This is a genomic window from Pedobacter sp. B4419 (assembly GCF_059693725.1).
Genome location: NZ_JCASSL010000001.1, coordinates 2,518,233 through 2,534,730 on the forward strand (window position 1 = coordinate 2,518,233; position 16,498 = coordinate 2,534,730).

At 41.9% G+C, this 16,498-nt stretch carries 20 protein-coding genes; 7 read left to right on the forward strand and 13 right to left on the reverse strand.

Annotated elements, in window-relative coordinates:
- Positions 1 to 41: 41 nt before the first annotated feature.
- Positions 42 to 248: a hypothetical protein gene (locus AC570H_RS10455; RefSeq protein ID WP_497354434.1), complete on the reverse strand. Its 207-nt coding sequence runs from the start codon at positions 246 to 248 to the stop codon at positions 42 to 44.
- A gap of 294 nt (positions 249 to 542) precedes the next feature.
- Here AC570H_RS10455 and AC570H_RS10460 point away from each other — a divergent pair, with 294 nt between their 5' ends.
- Positions 543 to 881 carry a hypothetical protein gene (locus AC570H_RS10460; protein WP_497354436.1) on the forward strand — a complete coding sequence of 113 codons (339 nt, stop codon included), beginning with the start codon at positions 543 to 545 and terminating at the stop codon, positions 879 to 881.
- 75 nt (positions 882 to 956) lie between these two features.
- On the opposite strand, the gene AC570H_RS10465 is transcribed toward AC570H_RS10460, so the two are convergent.
- Positions 957 to 2,105, reverse strand: coding sequence for a cysteine desulfurase family protein (locus AC570H_RS10465; protein ID WP_497354438.1), 1,149 nt, complete (start codon positions 2,103 to 2,105; stop codon positions 957 to 959).
- 11 nt (positions 2,106 to 2,116) lie between these two features.
- Entirely contained in the window at positions 2,117 to 3,505 is a 1,389-nt protein-coding gene (gene glmM, locus AC570H_RS10470; protein ID WP_497354440.1) for a phosphoglucosamine mutase, read from the reverse strand.
- Positions 3,506 to 3,675: 170 nt separating this feature from the next.
- On the opposite strand from glmM, the gene AC570H_RS10475 reads away from it, so the two are divergent.
- From AC570H_RS10475 to AC570H_RS10485, 3 genes are read left to right on the forward strand one after another with little or no spacing between them, the layout of a single operon-like run.
- Complete coding sequence (locus AC570H_RS10475; protein ID WP_497354442.1) at positions 3,676 to 4,407, forward strand: class I SAM-dependent methyltransferase; 732 nt, start codon at positions 3,676 to 3,678, stop codon at positions 4,405 to 4,407.
- Positions 4,404 to 4,967, forward strand: coding sequence for a phosphatase PAP2 family protein (locus tag AC570H_RS10480; RefSeq protein WP_497354444.1), 564 nt, complete (start codon positions 4,404 to 4,406; stop codon positions 4,965 to 4,967). Before AC570H_RS10475 ends, AC570H_RS10480 begins: the two co-directional genes overlap by 4 nt.
- Positions 4,967 to 5,686: a ZIP family metal transporter gene (locus AC570H_RS10485; RefSeq protein WP_497354446.1), complete on the forward strand. Its 720-nt coding sequence runs from the start codon at positions 4,967 to 4,969 to the stop codon at positions 5,684 to 5,686. Before AC570H_RS10480 ends, AC570H_RS10485 begins: the two co-directional genes overlap by 1 nt.
- Here the strand turns inward: AC570H_RS10485 and AC570H_RS10490 are convergent.
- The 9 genes from AC570H_RS10490 to AC570H_RS10530 form a co-directional block, all read right to left on the reverse strand.
- The gene (locus tag AC570H_RS10490; RefSeq protein WP_497354448.1) at positions 5,683 to 6,132 is read right to left on the reverse strand and encodes a MarR family winged helix-turn-helix transcriptional regulator; all 450 of its coding nucleotides are present in this window, start codon (positions 6,130 to 6,132) and stop codon (positions 5,683 to 5,685) included. The two genes, AC570H_RS10485 and AC570H_RS10490, sit on opposite strands and share 4 nt — an antisense overlap.
- Positions 6,110 to 6,313: a C1orf53 family protein gene (locus AC570H_RS10495; RefSeq protein ID WP_497354450.1), complete on the reverse strand. Its 204-nt coding sequence runs from the start codon at positions 6,311 to 6,313 to the stop codon at positions 6,110 to 6,112. The genes AC570H_RS10490 and AC570H_RS10495 overlap by 23 nt, the downstream gene beginning before the upstream one ends.
- Positions 6,313 to 7,269 carry an exonuclease gene (locus AC570H_RS10500; protein WP_497354452.1) on the reverse strand — a complete coding sequence of 319 codons (957 nt, stop codon included), beginning with the start codon at positions 7,267 to 7,269 and terminating at the stop codon, positions 6,313 to 6,315. The genes AC570H_RS10495 and AC570H_RS10500 overlap by 1 nt, the downstream gene beginning before the upstream one ends.
- Before the next feature lie 8 nt (positions 7,270 to 7,277).
- On the reverse strand, positions 7,278 to 7,868 hold the full coding sequence (gene coaE / locus AC570H_RS10505; RefSeq protein ID WP_497354454.1) for a dephospho-CoA kinase: 591 nt from the start codon (positions 7,866 to 7,868) through the stop codon (positions 7,278 to 7,280).
- Positions 7,868 to 8,815: a CdaR family protein gene (locus tag AC570H_RS10510; protein WP_497354456.1), complete on the reverse strand. Its 948-nt coding sequence runs from the start codon at positions 8,813 to 8,815 to the stop codon at positions 7,868 to 7,870. The genes coaE and AC570H_RS10510 overlap by 1 nt, the downstream gene beginning before the upstream one ends.
- A gap of 68 nt (positions 8,816 to 8,883) precedes the next feature.
- Entirely contained in the window at positions 8,884 to 9,195 is a 312-nt protein-coding gene (yajC, locus tag AC570H_RS10515) for a preprotein translocase subunit YajC (RefSeq protein WP_497354458.1), read from the reverse strand.
- A gap of 160 nt (positions 9,196 to 9,355) precedes the next feature.
- Positions 9,356 to 9,808, reverse strand: a complete 453-nt coding sequence (locus AC570H_RS10520; protein WP_497354460.1) for a DUF1573 domain-containing protein — start codon at positions 9,806 to 9,808, stop codon at positions 9,356 to 9,358.
- 4 nt (positions 9,809 to 9,812) lie between these two features.
- Positions 9,813 to 10,766 (reverse strand): transcription antitermination factor NusB, encoded by a 954-nt coding sequence (gene nusB / locus AC570H_RS10525; protein ID WP_497354462.1) that lies wholly within the window; start codon positions 10,764 to 10,766, stop codon positions 9,813 to 9,815.
- 36 nt (positions 10,767 to 10,802) lie between these two features.
- Positions 10,803 to 11,891, reverse strand: a complete 1,089-nt coding sequence (locus tag AC570H_RS10530; protein WP_497354464.1) for a Glu/Leu/Phe/Val family dehydrogenase — start codon at positions 11,889 to 11,891, stop codon at positions 10,803 to 10,805.
- Between the two features lie 113 nt (positions 11,892 to 12,004).
- On the opposite strand from AC570H_RS10530, the gene AC570H_RS10535 reads away from it, so the two are divergent.
- Both AC570H_RS10535 and AC570H_RS10540 read left to right on the forward strand, forming a co-directional pair.
- Complete coding sequence (locus AC570H_RS10535) at positions 12,005 to 13,789, forward strand: ABC transporter ATP-binding protein (protein ID WP_497354466.1); 1,785 nt, start codon at positions 12,005 to 12,007, stop codon at positions 13,787 to 13,789.
- A gap of 144 nt (positions 13,790 to 13,933) precedes the next feature.
- The gene (locus AC570H_RS10540; RefSeq protein WP_497354468.1) at positions 13,934 to 14,263 is read left to right on the forward strand and encodes a DUF3276 family protein; all 330 of its coding nucleotides are present in this window, start codon (positions 13,934 to 13,936) and stop codon (positions 14,261 to 14,263) included.
- Positions 14,264 to 14,407: 144 nt separating this feature from the next.
- Here the strand turns inward: AC570H_RS10540 and AC570H_RS10545 are convergent, their stop codons facing one another.
- Entirely contained in the window at positions 14,408 to 14,869 is a 462-nt protein-coding gene (locus AC570H_RS10545; protein ID WP_497354470.1) for a DUF5362 family protein, read from the reverse strand.
- Positions 14,870 to 15,182: 313 nt separating this feature from the next.
- Between AC570H_RS10545 and ychF the strand changes: the two genes are divergently transcribed.
- A complete protein-coding gene (gene ychF, locus AC570H_RS10550; RefSeq protein ID WP_497354472.1) occupies positions 15,183 to 16,277 on the forward strand; it encodes a redox-regulated ATPase YchF in 1,095 nt (364 codons plus the stop codon).
- Positions 16,278 to 16,498: the final 221 nt, after the last annotated feature.

The window sequence follows — 16,498 nt, forward strand, 5'->3', positions numbered from 1 at the left end:
GAAAGTAAATCCCGTGGTTTAAATTTAGTTAAATATTTTGATTATACACCGCTGCCTGGAGTGGTACCAGGTTCATGTCCATCGCCAAAAGCCTGATTAGTGCGGCCATGTTTTTTCTCAAATTTACTGGTGGTGTTCGAAGAACTGTTTTTCTCAATGTTTTCTTCGTTCCTCGGTGTATCTTTTTCGGTATCAACGTCTATCAGATCATTTTTTACCGGTCTCTTTTTTTCATTGTAATTTTCCATAACAATTGCTCCTTTAATGTCTTTTGAATAACAAGCCAGTCTTGGCATTGTTTGTTCACAACATGGTTTTAACTTAAACAATAAGGGAGTAGATGGGCAATGTTGCATACCAAAAACATCATTCAGCTGTAGTTTGAATTGTTTTGTCCAATTTATCCAGCTTGTTCATTATGAATGTAACGGAAAGATTGTTTTTTTGGTTATCTTGTTCAATAGTAAGCTGATAGGCGATCGAATTCGCCATAAGGCTAACTTTAATCTCAATTCACTATAAACTAACCTAAAAACAACATCATGAAAAAGATCATCCTATTGTCGGCTTTATGCTTTGCATTGTTTAGCGTGCTTAACCCAGGCCGAGCCAGTTCTGCCAAAACCAACGTAACCATCAAGAAAAAGATCATTCTCCAAGGTTCGAGGTTTGACCCCATTAGCAACCAAGATGTATATATCTCTTTTAGAACGGGGATCGACGCCGTAATTGGCGTTGAATGTCCTTTAGGCAACGTGGTTACGAGCTTTAGCTATTCTTCGGCATCGGCAACCATCACCACCATAACCGTGAACAACTTTATCGTAGACATTCCGGGCTATGGTCCAACCGATGTATCTGGAGATTACATTGTCTTTTGAGCCTAAACCACACCACAAAAAAACCTCATAGCGATTAACTATGAGGTTTTATATTTCTATCTCTGATTGCCCTGCTTAAGCTAGCGCATTTTGCTTCACTACCATTTTCACTTTTTCGATCACGTAATCCAAATCTTCTTTAGTGGTGTATTTACTAAATGAAAAACGTACTGCGGGGCGGTTTGGATCGGCCTTAATGCCATTCAGCACATGAGAACCGATATTTGAACCGGATGAGCAGGCACTGCCACCCGAAGCACAGATCCCGTTGATATCTAAATTGAACAACAGCATGTCTGCCATATCCATTTCAGGGAAAGATACGTTCAATACGGTGTAGAGGCTCTTGTCGGCATCGGTTTCGCCATTAAAGGCTACACCAGGAATTTCGGCAATCAGCTGTGCTTTTAAATAGTCTTTTAATTCTTGGATATGGTGTTGATGCGCTTCCATCTCTGCATAGGCAATTTCTAAGGCTTTGGCCAAACCAACAATGCCATATACGTTTTCGGTACCGCCACGCATGTTGCGTTCTTGTGCACCCCCATAAATCATTGGCGGAATTTTAATGTTGCTGTTTACATACAAAAAGCCCACTCCTTTTGGTCCGTGAAGCTTATGCGCCGCACAAACAATAAAATGTGCTTTCAGTTTGCGTACGTCATGGGTATAATGTCCCATGGTTTGTACTGTATCTGCATGGTAAATGGCATCGTATTTTTCGCAGAGATCGCCTACTTTTTCCATATCGGTTAAGGTACCCAACTCATTGTTGGCATGCATCAGCGATACAAAAGTACGGCCATTGGTCTGCAATAACTCTTCCAGGTGCTTATAGTCGACGTTTCCTTTGCTATCGATATTTACAAAACTCAATTTATCGATTACACCATCCTTTAGCAACATGTTTAAGGTATGCTCAACGGCATGGTGTTCAATTTTAGAGGTGATGGCGTGTTTGATTCCGTAAGCGGCAATGCCGCAACGAATAGCCGTATTATCGGCTTCCGTACCACCAGAAGTAAAGAAAATTTCAGATGGCGAAGCATTTAATAATCCAGCAACTGTTTTTCTTGCTTTTTCTACCAATGTTCTTACCTCGCGGCCCAATGCGTGTATAGCAGAAGGATTTCCGTAGAAATTCTGCATTACATTGGTCATTTCGGCAATTACTGCTTCATCTAAAGGCGTGGTCGCCGCATTATCTAAATAAACCCTTTTCATTTGGCTCGGTATTAATTGAGTTGTAATATTTCTTTAATGTCTGTAATGATCTTGTTGGCCAGGTTTTCGGCTACGGTTTCATTTTCAGCTTCGCTATAAATACGGATAATTGGCTCCGTATTCGAACGACGCAAATGTACCCATTCCTTTTCAAATTCTATTTTAAGGCCATCAATGGTGCTGTGTGGCTGGTTTTTATACTTTTCCTGCACTTTCAACAACAAACCATCGATATCCATTTCTGGCGTAAGGGTAATCTTGTTTTTCGAAATATGGTAAGCCGGATAAGAGCTGCGCAACACCGAAATGGTCGTGCCTACTTTGGCCAAATGCGATAAGAACAAAGCAATACCTACCAAGGCATCTCTTCCATAATGCGATTCAGGGTAAATTACGCCCCCATTGCCCTCGCCTCCAATAATGGCATTGGTAGCCTTCATTTGGTTCACCACGTTTACCTCTCCCACTGCAGCGGCATGGTACTGGCTACCTGCTTTTTCGGTCACATCGCGCAAGGCACGAGTCGACGAAAGGTTAGAAACCGTATTCCCAGGTGTATGTTTAAGCACATAATCGGCAATAGCTACCAAGGTATACTCCTCGCCAAACATGCTGCCATCTTCATTTACAAAACACAAACGATCTACATCCGGATCAACCACAATGCCCAAATCTGCACGCTTGGCCTGTACTACTTTAGAAATTTCGGTCAAGTGCTCTGGCAAAGGCTCTGGGTTATGCGGAAATTCACCGTTTGGCTCGCAATACAATTCAAAAACGGTTTCCACACCTAAGGCTTTTAACAAGGCCGGCACGAAAATACCGCCACTCGAATTTACGCAGTCGATGGCAATCTTGAAATTTGCTTTTTTGATGGCTTCCACATCAACCAATGGCAAAGCCAAAATTAAATCGATATGTTTTTGCAGGTAGCTATCATTTGGGGTTACTTTGCCCAATTCGTTTACATCGGCAAAAGCGAAATCTGCGTTTTCTGCAATATCTAAAACTTCTTTACCGTCCGCATCGCTAATAAATTCGCCTTTTTCGTTCAGCAATTTTAAGGCATTCCATTGTTTAGGGTTGTGGCTGGCCGTTAAAATAATCCCGCCACCGGCTTTTTCCAATGGAACGGCAATTTCTACGGTTGGGGTAGTAGACAAGCCCAGGTCAATAACCTCGATGCCAAGTCCCTGTAAAGTGCCAATAACCAAATTATTAACCATTGGACCCGAAATACGGGCATCACGGCCTAATACAATTTTTTTGTTTTGTGTTTTGTTAATTACCCATGAGCCATAGGCTGCCGTAAATTTAACAATGTCAATTGGGGTTAAACCATCGCCAGCTTTTCCGCCAATGGTACCTCTAATTCCAGAAATAGATTTTATTAATGTCAAGGGTTGTAGATTTTTCCAAAAATAGTAAAATTTTGACTAACGAATGCCAATTAAACACATGCTAAGGTAATTTTTAAAAGCAACAGGTTTGCGTTTTGAGAAATAAAATCAGGTTTGCTGTTCTACAAATACTATATTTGCCTTATCAAAACACGTCAATAAATAGCCTGATGCAGCGTAAATGGTTTCAACATTGGTTTAATTCTCCTTATTATCACATTCTTTACAGTCAGCGTAATGATGAGGAAGCTGAATTTTTAATTGATAATCTATCAGCCCACTTGAGGCCGGTAGCCAACAGCAGGATCCTTGATATTGCCTGTGGCCGTGGCCGCCATGCCATTTACCTGAACAAAAAGGGGTATGATGTAACCGGAATCGATCTTTCGGAGCAAAGCATTAAATATGCCCAGCAGTTTGAGCAGAAAAACCTGCATTTTTATGTGCACGATATGCGCAAACTGTCTTACATCAACTATTTCGACATTGCCTTAAACCTGTTTACCAGTTTTGGCTATTTTGATACCGAAAAAGACCACGTTAATGCCTTAAAAGCCTTTAGAAAAGGGCTTAAAGCAGACGGAACCTTGGTGATCGACTATTTCAATACACAAAAGATCATCAAAAACCTGACGCATCAGGAAACCAAAACCGTTGACGGCATCGAGTTTCACCTCAAAAAATTTGTGTCTGAAGGCAAAATCATCAAGCATATCAATTTTGAGCACCGCTTAAAAACCTATGCCTTTGAAGAGCGCGTGCAGGCCTTTTTTCTAGCCGATTTTGAACGCATGTTCGAAAAAAGCGGCTTAGTGATTACCGAAACCTTTGGAAGCTATGCCCTAGCTCCTTTTGACGAGACCAAGTCTGATCGGTTAATTCTCATTTGCAAAAAAGCATGATCGCAGAATTACAGCAATTTGATACGGAGCTTTTCTTAAAAGTTCACCGGGGCTTAAGCAATGGTTTTTTCGACTGGCTGATGCCCTTGGTACGAAACCGTTTCTTTTGGTCGCCTTTGTATCTGTTTATTGTTGTTTTCTGTATCAGAAACTATAAAAAAACCGGCTATTACATGATCGGTATGATCTTGGCCACTTTTGCCATGGGCGATTTGATTGCCTCGCGCATCATCAAGCCTGCGGTTGCCCGGTTGAGGCCCTGCAATGAGCCTAATTTGGTGCACGATATTATCCATCGGGTGCCTTGTGGAAGCGGCTATAGCTTTCCTTCCTCACATGCCACCAACCACTTTGCCATTGCCATTTTCCTGATCTGCCTATTTTACAAAAGTTGGAAACCCATATTGCCTTTGGGTCTGTTCTGGGCACTGCTCATCAGCTTTGCGCAGGTATATGTAGGCGTTCATTATCCGATAGATACCTTTGTAGGCGCGCTTTTAGGCACTTCCATTGGCTTTTTTACCTTTTTTATTTACCAGAAAATTAAACCTGCTCAGTAATGGAAATCTGGAAGTTCCTTGTTTTGTTTTTTTGTGCCTTTTTTGGAGGCATGGCCATCTTTATGGTCAAAAACGACAAGTCGCAATTGCTGAAGCTGATCCTGTCTTTTAGCGGGGCCTATCTTTTTGCCATCACTGTGCTCCACCTTATTCCAGATGCCTACAGTGGCAACGACAAGGGTGAGATTGGAATATTTATCCTGATTGGATTTTTGCTGCAGATCTTTTTGGAGCAGTTTTCTGAAGGCGTTGAACACGGCCATATCCATAAACACCACGATGGGCACGCCTTCCCATGGGGAATTATGATCAGTCTCTGCCTCCATGCCTTTTTAGAGGGAATGCCACTGGCTAAAGACCAAAACAACGAATTGATTTTTGGCATTGCCTTGCACCATATACCGGCTGCTTTTGCCTTAGCCAGTATCTTGATACAAAACCACTTTAAGGCAAAGGGAATTATTTTCTACATTGTCATTTTTGCACTGATGGCTCCGATTGGCTACTATTTCAGCACCAGCTTAAGCAACGGAAGCATTAGTGGCATGGAACCTTATTACAACAAGGTAATGGGTATTGTAATCGGTATTTTCCTCCACATTTCGACCACTATTCTTTTCGAGTCGAGCGCAGATCATAAAATCAACAAACGCAAAATGATAGCCGTACTTTTAGGTATCGGCATCGCGCTGCTTGGTTTTTATGGCACAGGCCACTAACCCCTCATTTTATCAAGCAGCACATTTAATTGTTCGGCTTCTTCTTCGCTTAAGTTGCCTACAATAAAAGTAGAAAAATCCACTTCCTTATCCATTTTTCTCAACAAGACCAGGCCTTTGCTGGAGATCACGATATCTACGGCGCGCTTGTCATGGCTATTGACGGTTTTTTCTACAAATCCCTTCTGGATCAGTCGATCTATGATTCTCGAGGTATCGCTCATCTTATCTAAAATCCTGGATTTGATTAGGTTGATGGTAGATGGGCTCGGGTGCTGTCCCCTTAATATCCGCAGTACGTTAAACTGTTGTTGTGTAATGTCATAAACATTGAGCATGTCTTTTACTTTCTGACTGCTCCAAAAATAGGTGTAGGTCAAATTGACCAGCGCCTGCTGGAATACGTTTTCAAATTTAGAAGCCTTAATTTCCTTTTGTAGTTGCATTGTTTGGATTGCGTTTTTCAAGCTGGGTAGTAGAAGGTTTTTTTAGACGATTATCTTTCCCATAATTCCACGGACAGTGCAAGCACTTGTTCTTACAGCATGAGCCTCTTTTCAAGTGGTACGCTGCTGTAAAAACCATCAACCCGTCTTCGTTAAGATAATAATCGATACCTTCTATCATTAATTAAGCAATTTAACGACCAATTTTGGCGCGAAGTAAGTTTGAAGCTCTGTTCCGCTCCCGTGAGTAGTCCAAACCTCTCTGGGTTTTACGGTTGCTATCGTTTGCAAAATGGCATCCCAATCTACGTGATCAGAAATATACAATTGAATTTCGTTATTTTTTTGCAGATTTTTCCATCCCGTTGCAAAAACCCTGATAACGTTAACTGCCCTAAAGTAACTATTGTATACCATTGGGGGCACGATGTAGATCATGTGGGCGGAATTTTGTTTCATCACCTTCCTATCGTAAACTTCATACTTGCCTAACGCAACCCCCATTTGCTCATACAGTTTGGCAAAAGGCATGATGCTGTGGTGCAATAAAATACGCTTCTGTGGGCAGTATTCGTTGAGCAGGGCGATCAAACGCTGGCTTTTTCCGAGCGCATAGGCTCCCAGCATGATGTTGCTTTCTACTGCATTCAGCTTTTTGATTTCTTCAACTGCATCAGGATGCTGCGTAGTTTTTGTAGCAAAAGTGGTTTCGGTTAGCAACACATCGGCAGGCACCAGCTCAATCGCTTCGCAGGTGGAGTCGGCTTCTAATTTATAATCTCCCGTATAAAGGTACTTAACGCCTTTGTACTGCATTAACACCAAAGCAGAGCCCAACATATGTCCGGCAGGGTAAAAACTGATCTCTACCCCATTGAGGATAAAAATTTCAAGATATTTTTTTTCGTGAAACTGAACGGCTGCGAATTTTCTGTAACGGTGTTGCATAAAAGCTACAGTGGGTGCAGTACAGTATACATTTTTATTGCCGCTCACGGCATGGTCGCCATGCGCATGCGAGATAACGGCTTCGGCTACAGGCTCTTTAGGATCGAGGTAAAAATTACCATAGCTGCAAAATAGACCAATTTTGGTTTGAACAATAAAATCGTTGATGATGGGGGCAGACTCGGACATGTATCAGGTTAAAGCTTCAAAAACTGTTCATGAAGCGTTAATACTTGCAAAATAACAGATTTCTGCTCGGTATTTTCTATAAAATAATCAGCCATCTTCACTTTTTGCTCATCGCTAAACTGTTTGTCCATACGCGCTAGCACCTGTTCCCGGCTTGCGCCATCGCGTTGCATTACCCGGGCCAGCTTCAGTTCTAGCGGGGCGGTGACCAGTATATTCTTATCACACATTTGATAAGAACCGCTTTCAAACAACAAGGCGGCTTCTTTTAAGGTATAAGGTACGGTTGAGGGGATGTTTTCGGCCCAACTGTCAAAAGCCCTAAATACGGCCGGATGTACCAGTACATTGAGTTTGGCTAGCTCAGCCTGGTTATTGAACACAATCTGCGCAATGTGCTTATTATTCAGTGTGCCATTGGCGGCATAGCTCTCTTGGCCAAACGCCGCCTTTACGCCTGCTATTAAAATCTGATCGCTAACCATGAGGTCTTTGGCCACGGTATCTGCATAAAAAACCGGAATGCCCAAAGTTTCGAACACCTTGCACACCGTGGTCTTACCACTGCCTATTCCTCCCGTTATTCCTATTTTGAGCATTATTTCTCGATGATAAAATTAATTTTGCGAGGCACCACTTTGATCAGGTTGCAATATTCCGGAAAACGGGTAATTTTTACCGTAAGCTTGTCGTGGTGCAAAATCTTCCATTCGTTCAGGTCCAACGTCGCCTCAATAAAATCTTCGTCTACTTCCTGATAGCTCGAAAGCGCCACCATAAAGGTTACCTGTACTTTTTTGGGGTAGAGCTTTACATTGTAATAATCGTTGTTGTTGATGACCTTTAAGGGAACATCTACCGTTTTCTCGGTAAATTCATCAATTGGGATCTTTACACCAATGCTGGTAGGATAGATACTGACGTTATTGGAGTTATTTTGCTTGATGGCCAACCTTGTATTGGCAGTTTGCTGCAGGTCTTTAAGCTTTAAGGTATCGGTATACCATTGGTTGATTTTAGCCAACTCTTCCTGCGGACCAGAAATATTAACATAAGCCGGCAAAAGCTGTACCTGGCTAGAGATGCCATACTGCTTGACGAAGCTTAAATCTGATACCAGTTTAATAGGGATACGCTTGATGGTGCGTTTAGAGAAATCGAAATAAAGGGTGTCGGGTTTTACAGAAATTACTTTTTGAGAGGTTTCCAGCTGCTTGTTGATCTGCTCCAGCTGATCAGAAAACAGGATATAGCTATGGTTGCTTAATTGTTTGAGGCTTACCGTAACCGACTGTGGTTTGATGCGCAGCCGAGAAAAAAGCAATTGCCAGCCTGTTCCTTCTACCTGTAAGTCAACCACATCTGGCTGTAGAGGCTTAAAGGCCTTGTTTTGCGGTTCGTCTTTGTATAAAAGTTCGGTTTTGGCTACGTATTTATATTTTCGATTAAGCGACATAAACAGCCAGGCGCCTACGGCACAGATTAAACAGGTAATGAGCATTCCTAAACGCTTTCTTTCCAGTTTATTTAGCTTAATCAAGGGCATGAAGGTAAAAATACAAAAAAGCCGCTCTACTTTATCGGAAGAGCGGCTTTTTATCGTTGAAAAATCAATTATGCTTTTGGAGCAGCGGCTTTGGTTGCATCTAAAGAAATGGCCGATTTATCAAAACGGATCTTTGTGCCGCCTTCTACTTCGATTAAAAACGTAGTATCGGTTGAGCCTATAATTTTTCCGTGTATGCCTGCAGTGGTTACGATCTTGTCGCCAATTTTAAGGTCTTCAACCAATTTTTTATGGTCTTTTGCTTTTTTAACTTGAGGTCTGATCATGAAGAAATAGAAAACGATCATGATTAAAACCATAGGGATAATGGTACTATAAAGTTGGTTACCACCTGCCTGTAAGATTGTTGCTGAATTCATTATTTTTATTTTATTGTTATATTATTAATTGTTTAACTGCTACTGCAAACCGCCAATTGAAAATTGATAAATTGCCTATCCTTCAGTCGCCATGCTGGACCTGATCTAGCATCTCTCTCGAGATAGACCCTGAATCAAGTTCAAGGTGACGTCTTAAAGCCTACTGCTTAGCCGTAACCTCTCCTACCAAGTGCAGTTTTGGCATTTCTGGGTTTGCATTCGAAGTAATGGTTACTACCTTATCTTGCATGCCCATTTTGCCGTGGCTATCAAAAACCACTTTAATTACGCCTTCTTCTCCTGGCTTTACCGGTTCGCTAGGATATTCTGGAACGGTACAGCCACAAGTTGCAGTTGCATTGGTAATAATAAGCGGGGTTTTGCCTTCGTTTTTAAACTTAAATTCGAAATGCACTTTTTCTCCCTGTGCAATTTGCTTGAAATCGAAAATTTCCTCTTCAAATTTCACTTTTGGGGCATCTGCTTCCGTTACACCTGGCGTACCTGTGGTAGTGGCTGTTGCTTCTGCTTTTTGCTCTACCGTAGCTGATTTGCTTCTGTTGCAAGCTGTAAAAGCAATTACAACGCAAGCCATGATCAATAATCTTTTCATGATGTTACTCTTCAATAAGGCCTCGGCCAATTTTCTTGATACTATTGGTTCGTTTAAGATCGTTTAAAATCTTATCTAAGATACCGTTTATAAATGAATTGCTTTTCGGCGTACTGTAATCTTTTGAAAGCTCGAGGTACTCGTTAATGGTTACCTTAACCGGGATTGAAGGGAAATTCATTAGCTCGCAAATGGCCATTTTCATCAATATGGTGTCCATTAGGGCAATACGCTCCGATTCCCAGTTTTTGGTGCGCTCGGCAATCAATTCCTGGTATTTGTCGTCGTTTTTAAGGGTATAGGCAAAAAGGTCTCTCACAAATTTGCTGTCTTCATCCCAATCGGCGCTAATTGGCGTTAATTTGTTCTTGAACGAATCTTCAAACGTGAAATTTTTCAAGGTTTTGGCAATCATGCCCTGCATCACCTCTCTATCTACCGGCCAATTGATAAATTTATCTTCAAATGCCTGGATGATATTTTGGTTTTTGAGCAATAGCTTACGGAAAATGAACTTGATGATTTCCTTAGAGCTCTCCAAAGTTTCTTCTCCATCTTCGGCCAGGTAAGCCTCATACTCTTTGGTTGCCCTGAGCTTATTGAAAATCGATTTCACCAATTCTGGATCGGCAAACCAATTCACCTGGTACTTGTTCACCGCGGCGCTGTACTCTGGATTTTCTCTAAGGGTTACCGCAAATTTATTGTGCAGCAGTTTTTGGTTCGGATTTAAATCCTCGGCAGTTGGCAAATGCTTGTTTGCTCTTTCCAATGCATCGTGAGCTGTATATTCCGTTACATCAACCAAAAGGGCCAACATACGGATATACATCTCGTAAACATCATCAATACTTTGCATCAGCTTTTTTTGATTGCTTACGATGTCTTTTTTGTCTGTCATGTGCCAAGCAAAAATATTTTGCAGGACTTTGATTCTGAGGTGCCTTCTGTTTAACATGAATGTAAGAACGATTGGTATTTTTACCGTTTAAAATTAATATGAGGATTTGATTTTTTTGATGTCGCTTATTCTTTTTTCTGCAATGCGGCTTGCGGCCAAATTGGTTGGTATCTGCTCTGTTTTTGATAATTTGATTACTTCACGGGTAGCTTCGTAAATGTTCTCTGTCAATTGCATGGTCCTTTTCTTGCCAAAACCGGTTAATTCTGCATAGCAGTTGATCAGTCCGCCGGCATTGATCAAATAATCAGGCGCATATAAGATGCCTTTTTCCAATAACAACTGTCCATGTACCTGCTCATCGGCCAATTGGTTATTGGCAGAACCTGCGATAATGGCAAATTTCATGGTTTTAATGGTTTTGTCGTTCACGGTTGCCCCTAATGCACATGGTGCATAGATATCGGCGCCAATGGTAAAGATCTTATCGGCATCAATCGGCTTTGCCTTGTATTTGCGGGCTACTTCCTGCAAACGGTCCTGGTTAATGTCGCTGATGTAAACCTCTACGTTTTCTTGTCTCAACAATTCTACCAAGTGTTCGCCTACGTTACCAATTCCTTGCACAACTACCGATTTTCCGGCCAGCATATCGGTTCCAAAAACTTCCTTCACACAAGCTTTGATCCCCAAAAATACGCCTTTTGCGGTATATGGAGCTGGATTGCCCGCCCCGCCTAAAGATTCTGGAACGCCAGTTACATAGTTGGTTTCCATGCGGATGTACTCCATATCCCTGGTTGTAGTCCCCATGTCTTCCGCCGTAATGAACTCGCCATTCATATTTTTGATGAAACGGCCGTAGCTGCGCATCAGGGCTTCTGTTTTTTGTTTTCTTGGATCGCCAATAATTACGGCTTTGCCGCCGCCCAAGTTCAATCCGGTAATGGCCGATTTGTAGGTCATCCCTCTCGAAAGGCGCAGTACATCTTCTAATGCTTCGGCTTCAGAATTATAGGTCCACATGCGCGTACCGCCCAAGGCTGGGCCCAAAGTAGTATCGTGAACAGCTATAATGGCTTTTAAGCCGGTATCTGGATCATTGCAAAAAACCACTTTTTTATGGCCTGTTGCACTTAATTGGTCTAAAACTGAAGGAACGATAGCACTGTTACCAGACATACAAATTTCTTGAATTGATGGGGACAAAATTAAAATAAAAAAACCATTATTTTACGTTGTTTTTTATGTAATTGCGAAAAAAAGAAAAGTCTTTTGGCTAACTTTGCCTATACATGAGGCACCTCCTATTTCTAAACAAATACTTTTACAAATATAAATGGTGGATTATTCCGGGGATAATCTTTGTGGTGATCTCCAACATCTTTGGCGTTGTACCCGCACAGGTAGTTGGCCATGCCTTTAACCTCATTACCGAAAACATCGCCATCTACCAGCTCTGCAATGGTTTTGACCGTCAGCAGGTAATTTACGACATCTTCAGCTACAGCCTTTTCTTTTTCGGCGCACTCATTTTGGTGCTTTACCTTTTAAGGGGCTTGTTCTTGTTTTTTATGCGCCAAACCATCATCCTCATGTCGAGGCATATCGAGTTTGACATGAAGAACGAAATCTATGCGCATTACCAAAAATTGAGCCTGGGCTTTTATCGCCGCAACAATACCGGAGATTTAATGAACCGGGCCACCGAAGACGTGAACCGGGTAAGGATGTATGTTGGTCCGGCCATTATGTACACCATAAATACCACCGTATTATTCTTCCTGATCATTTATTTCATGTTTTCGGTAAATAGTACCTTGGCCATCTACTGTTTGTTGCCTTTGCCCATTTTGGTACTCACCATCTATTATGTAAATACGATCATCAACCAAAAAAGCGAACGCATACAAGAACAGCTTTCCCGTTTGTCGAGCTTTGTGCAGGAAAGGTTTTCGGGCATTAGGGTTATTAAATCTTATGTAAGAGAAGAACATACGCAAGCCGTTTTTGCCGAAGAAAGCCAATCTTACAAGAACAATTCGATGGGCTTGGTAAAGGTGCAGGCCTTGTTTTTTCCCTCGATGCTTTTATTGGTGGGCCTCAGCACTACCCTAACCGTTTACATTGGTGGCAAACAGGTAATGGAGGGCTCGATTACCGCCGGCAATATTGCCGAGTTCATCGTTTACGTGAACCAACTTACTTTTCCGGTAACGATGTTAGGTTGGGTAACTACGCTGATCCAAAGAGCCGCTGCTTCGCAGAAACGCATCAACGAATTTTTGCAGCTGCAGCCAGACATCAGTTCGACCAATACCGAAGCACACGAATTTACAGGCAAGATCAGCTTTAAAAACGTAAGCTTTACCTATCCCGATACGGGCATCGAAGCCTTGAAGAACCTGAGTTTCGAAATTGAAAAAGGACAATTCCTAGCCGTTATTGGCAGAACGGGTTCTGGCAAATCGACCTTGGCCAACCTGATTATGCGGATGTACGACATTGATTCGGGCAGCATTACCATTGATGGCAAAGAACTGAGAGACCTGAACCTACAGAGCTACCGCAACCAGATCGGCTTTGTGCCCCAAGAAGTTTTCCTGTTCTCCGATACCATTAAAAACAACATCGCCTTTGGCCTGGATGAGATTAAACCCGGACAGGTGGAGCAGGCGGCCAAAAATGCGGCCGTTTACCAGAACATCATTGCTTTTGACCTGCAGTTTGAAACCATGTTGGGTGAAAGGGGAATTACGCTTTCTGGCGGACAAAAACAGCGTGTATCTATTGCAAGGGCTTTAATCAAAGAACCTAAGATCCTTATTTTCGACGATTGCCTTTCGGCAGTTGACACCAAAACCGAAGAGGAAATTTTGGGTAACCTGGGTGCCGTAATGCAGGGAAAGACGAGTATTTTGATTGCGCACCGCATATCGACCATAAAAAATGCCGATAAAATTATTGTCTTGGATGAAGGCCGTATCGTTGAGCAGGGTACGCACCAAGAGTTACTGAACCTTGGTGGCGCCTACGCCGAAATGTACGACAACCAACTATTGGAAGAAGAAAACGGCTAATCCGTTGCAAAAATGCCCATAAAAATACGCTTGTCTTAAAGTTCAGTTTTTTAACTAAATAGAAAAACTGCGATTTTCTATTTTGAACTTTGAAAATTATTGCTTTATATTTACGACAACCTTAAACTAATACTACACACAACAATGGGAGATTTTGACAACAAAGAGAGAGAAGAGGTTTTTTCCAAGAAGGTAAGAGCAGGCAAACGGACTTATTTTTTTGATGTAAAAGCGACACGTTCAGGAGACTATTACCTTACCCTAACAGAGAGCAAAAAGAGATTAGAGGATGGTGTATTTGTGAAACACAAAATCTTTCTATACAAAGAAGATTTCGAAAAATTCACGGAAGGTTTATCAGATACGATCGATTACATCAAATCACATCAAGAAGTAGTGGAAAAACGCTACGAATATTCTGAAAATGCAGAGTATAATGTTGCTAAAACTGACAACGACGATTTTTCTTACTAAAAGAGCCACCAATATTCAATCCCTCCACTGAGGGATTTTTTTTGCGCTTTATTTTCTCCGGCTACCCCCCTTAAACGCTATTTCCTCTCCCTACCCCCTCCAAAGGGAAACAAGTAGGAAGCATATTAACGCTGTTTCGAGCTGTTATATTTGTGTGGTCATTATTGTAGAAACCACCAGAATAATGTAGAGGCTGATCAAGATAATGGTCATAATGCCCCAATACTTGAATAACGATTTTAGCCTAAACAAAGCTTCATTCAAGCTGTTTTGGTCAGCATACAATACCCCAAGCTTTGCTCTAGCCGAATATTTGAACAGCAATAAGCTCGGATAAAATATAGCAAAGGCATACAAAAGGCCAACAACGGTAAAGCCCATACTGCCTAAAGCGGCAAATGGTTTGAGGCTTGCCAATTCAGGACTGGTACCAATGGCGGCACCCACTGTAAAAGCGCTCACTACGGCTAATCCTGTAAAAACAAAACCTACAATGGCTAAAAAACCCGCCCATTTGGCCATCTCATAAAGATAGCTGCGCATTTCTTCACTAACGATCAATTGTGGGCCTGCCGACGATTCTGGCATTATTTCTTCATTTTCCATAGCTCTTGCATTATGATTAGCAGCTCAAAGATAAACATAATTAATATTTACGTCTTTACAAAGACTAGGGAAAGGGCTTAAAAATTAATATCTTTGCGCGCTTCTTGGTAGTGAGTAGTGAGTAGTGAGTAGTGAGTAGTGAGTAGTGAGCTGGGAGCTGGGAGTGTTGAGTTGAGAGTGTTGAGCTGGGAGTAGTGAGTTGGGAAAATGTATAACGGTTAATAGGCAACTGACAACTAGCAACTGATAACTAGCAACTGATAACTAGCAACTGATAACTAAAAACCGAATTATAATCGTAAATAAAATATAAATGGCATTACAATGTGGTATAGTTGGCTTACCAAATGTAGGTAAATCAACCTTATTTAACTGTTTATCTAACGCAAAGGCACAAGCGGCCAATTTTCCGTTCTGTACCATCGAACCCAATGTGGGCGTAATTACTGTACCCGACGATCGTTTAACCAAACTTGCTGAACTCGTAAATCCGCAAAAGGTAGTGCCTAACACTATCGAAATCGTTGACATTGCCGGTCTGGTAAAAGGAGCTTCTAAAGGCGAAGGCTTGGGGAACCAATTTTTGGGGAACATCAGGGCTACCAATGCCATTATCCACGTATTGCGTTGCTTTGACGATGGTAATGTGATCCACGTTGACGGTTCTGTAGACCCCATTCGCGATAAAGAGATCATCGATACCGAATTGCAGTTGAAAGACCTGGATACCGTGGTAAAACGCATCCAAAAAGTAGAGAAACAGGCTAAAACAGATAAAGACGCTAAAAGAACGTTCGATAGCTTGAGCATAGTTAAAGCGCATTTAGAGACTGGGAAATCGGTTCGTACCGCTCCTCTTTCGGCAGAAGATTTTGACTTTATCAGCGATTTGGGCTTATTGACCCAAAAACCTGTAATGTACGTTTGCAATGTTGACGAAGCATCGGTAGTTAGCGGAAACAAATATGTGGACTTGGTGAAAGCCAACGTAGCTGAAGAGAACGCAGAGGTTCTAGTGATTTCGGCAAAAATCGAATCAGAAATTGCCGAATTGGAAAGCTATGAAGAACGCCAGGAGTTTTTGGCCGATTTGGGCTTAACCGAATCAGGCGTAAACAAACTGATCAGGGCAGCTTATCGCCTATTGGATTTGTATACCTATTTTACTGCTGGTGTACAAGAAGTAAGAGCCTGGACCATTACCAAAGGCTTCACGGCACCACAGGCTGCTGGCGTAATCCATACCGATTTTGAAAAAGGCTTTATCCGTGCAGAGGTAATTAAATACAACGATTTTGTAACCCTAGGTTCTGAAAATGCCTGTAAAGATGCCGGAAAACTTGGTGTAGAAGGAAAAACCTATGTAGTGGAAGATGGCGACATCATGCACTTCAGGTTTAACGTATAAGAATTGTATTTTAAAGCTTGTTGGTGAGGACACCAACAAGAGAAATCCTGTAGGTTTAGCCTACGGGATTTTTTATGCAAGAATAATCCGACGACTCGTCATGCTGGACACCGATCCAGCATCTCACTCGAGTTAGATCCCGGATCAAGTCCGGGATGACGAACCGGAGAAAATTTACCCCAAGCAGGAATACCAGACCTTGACCATTCTTTTCATTCCGA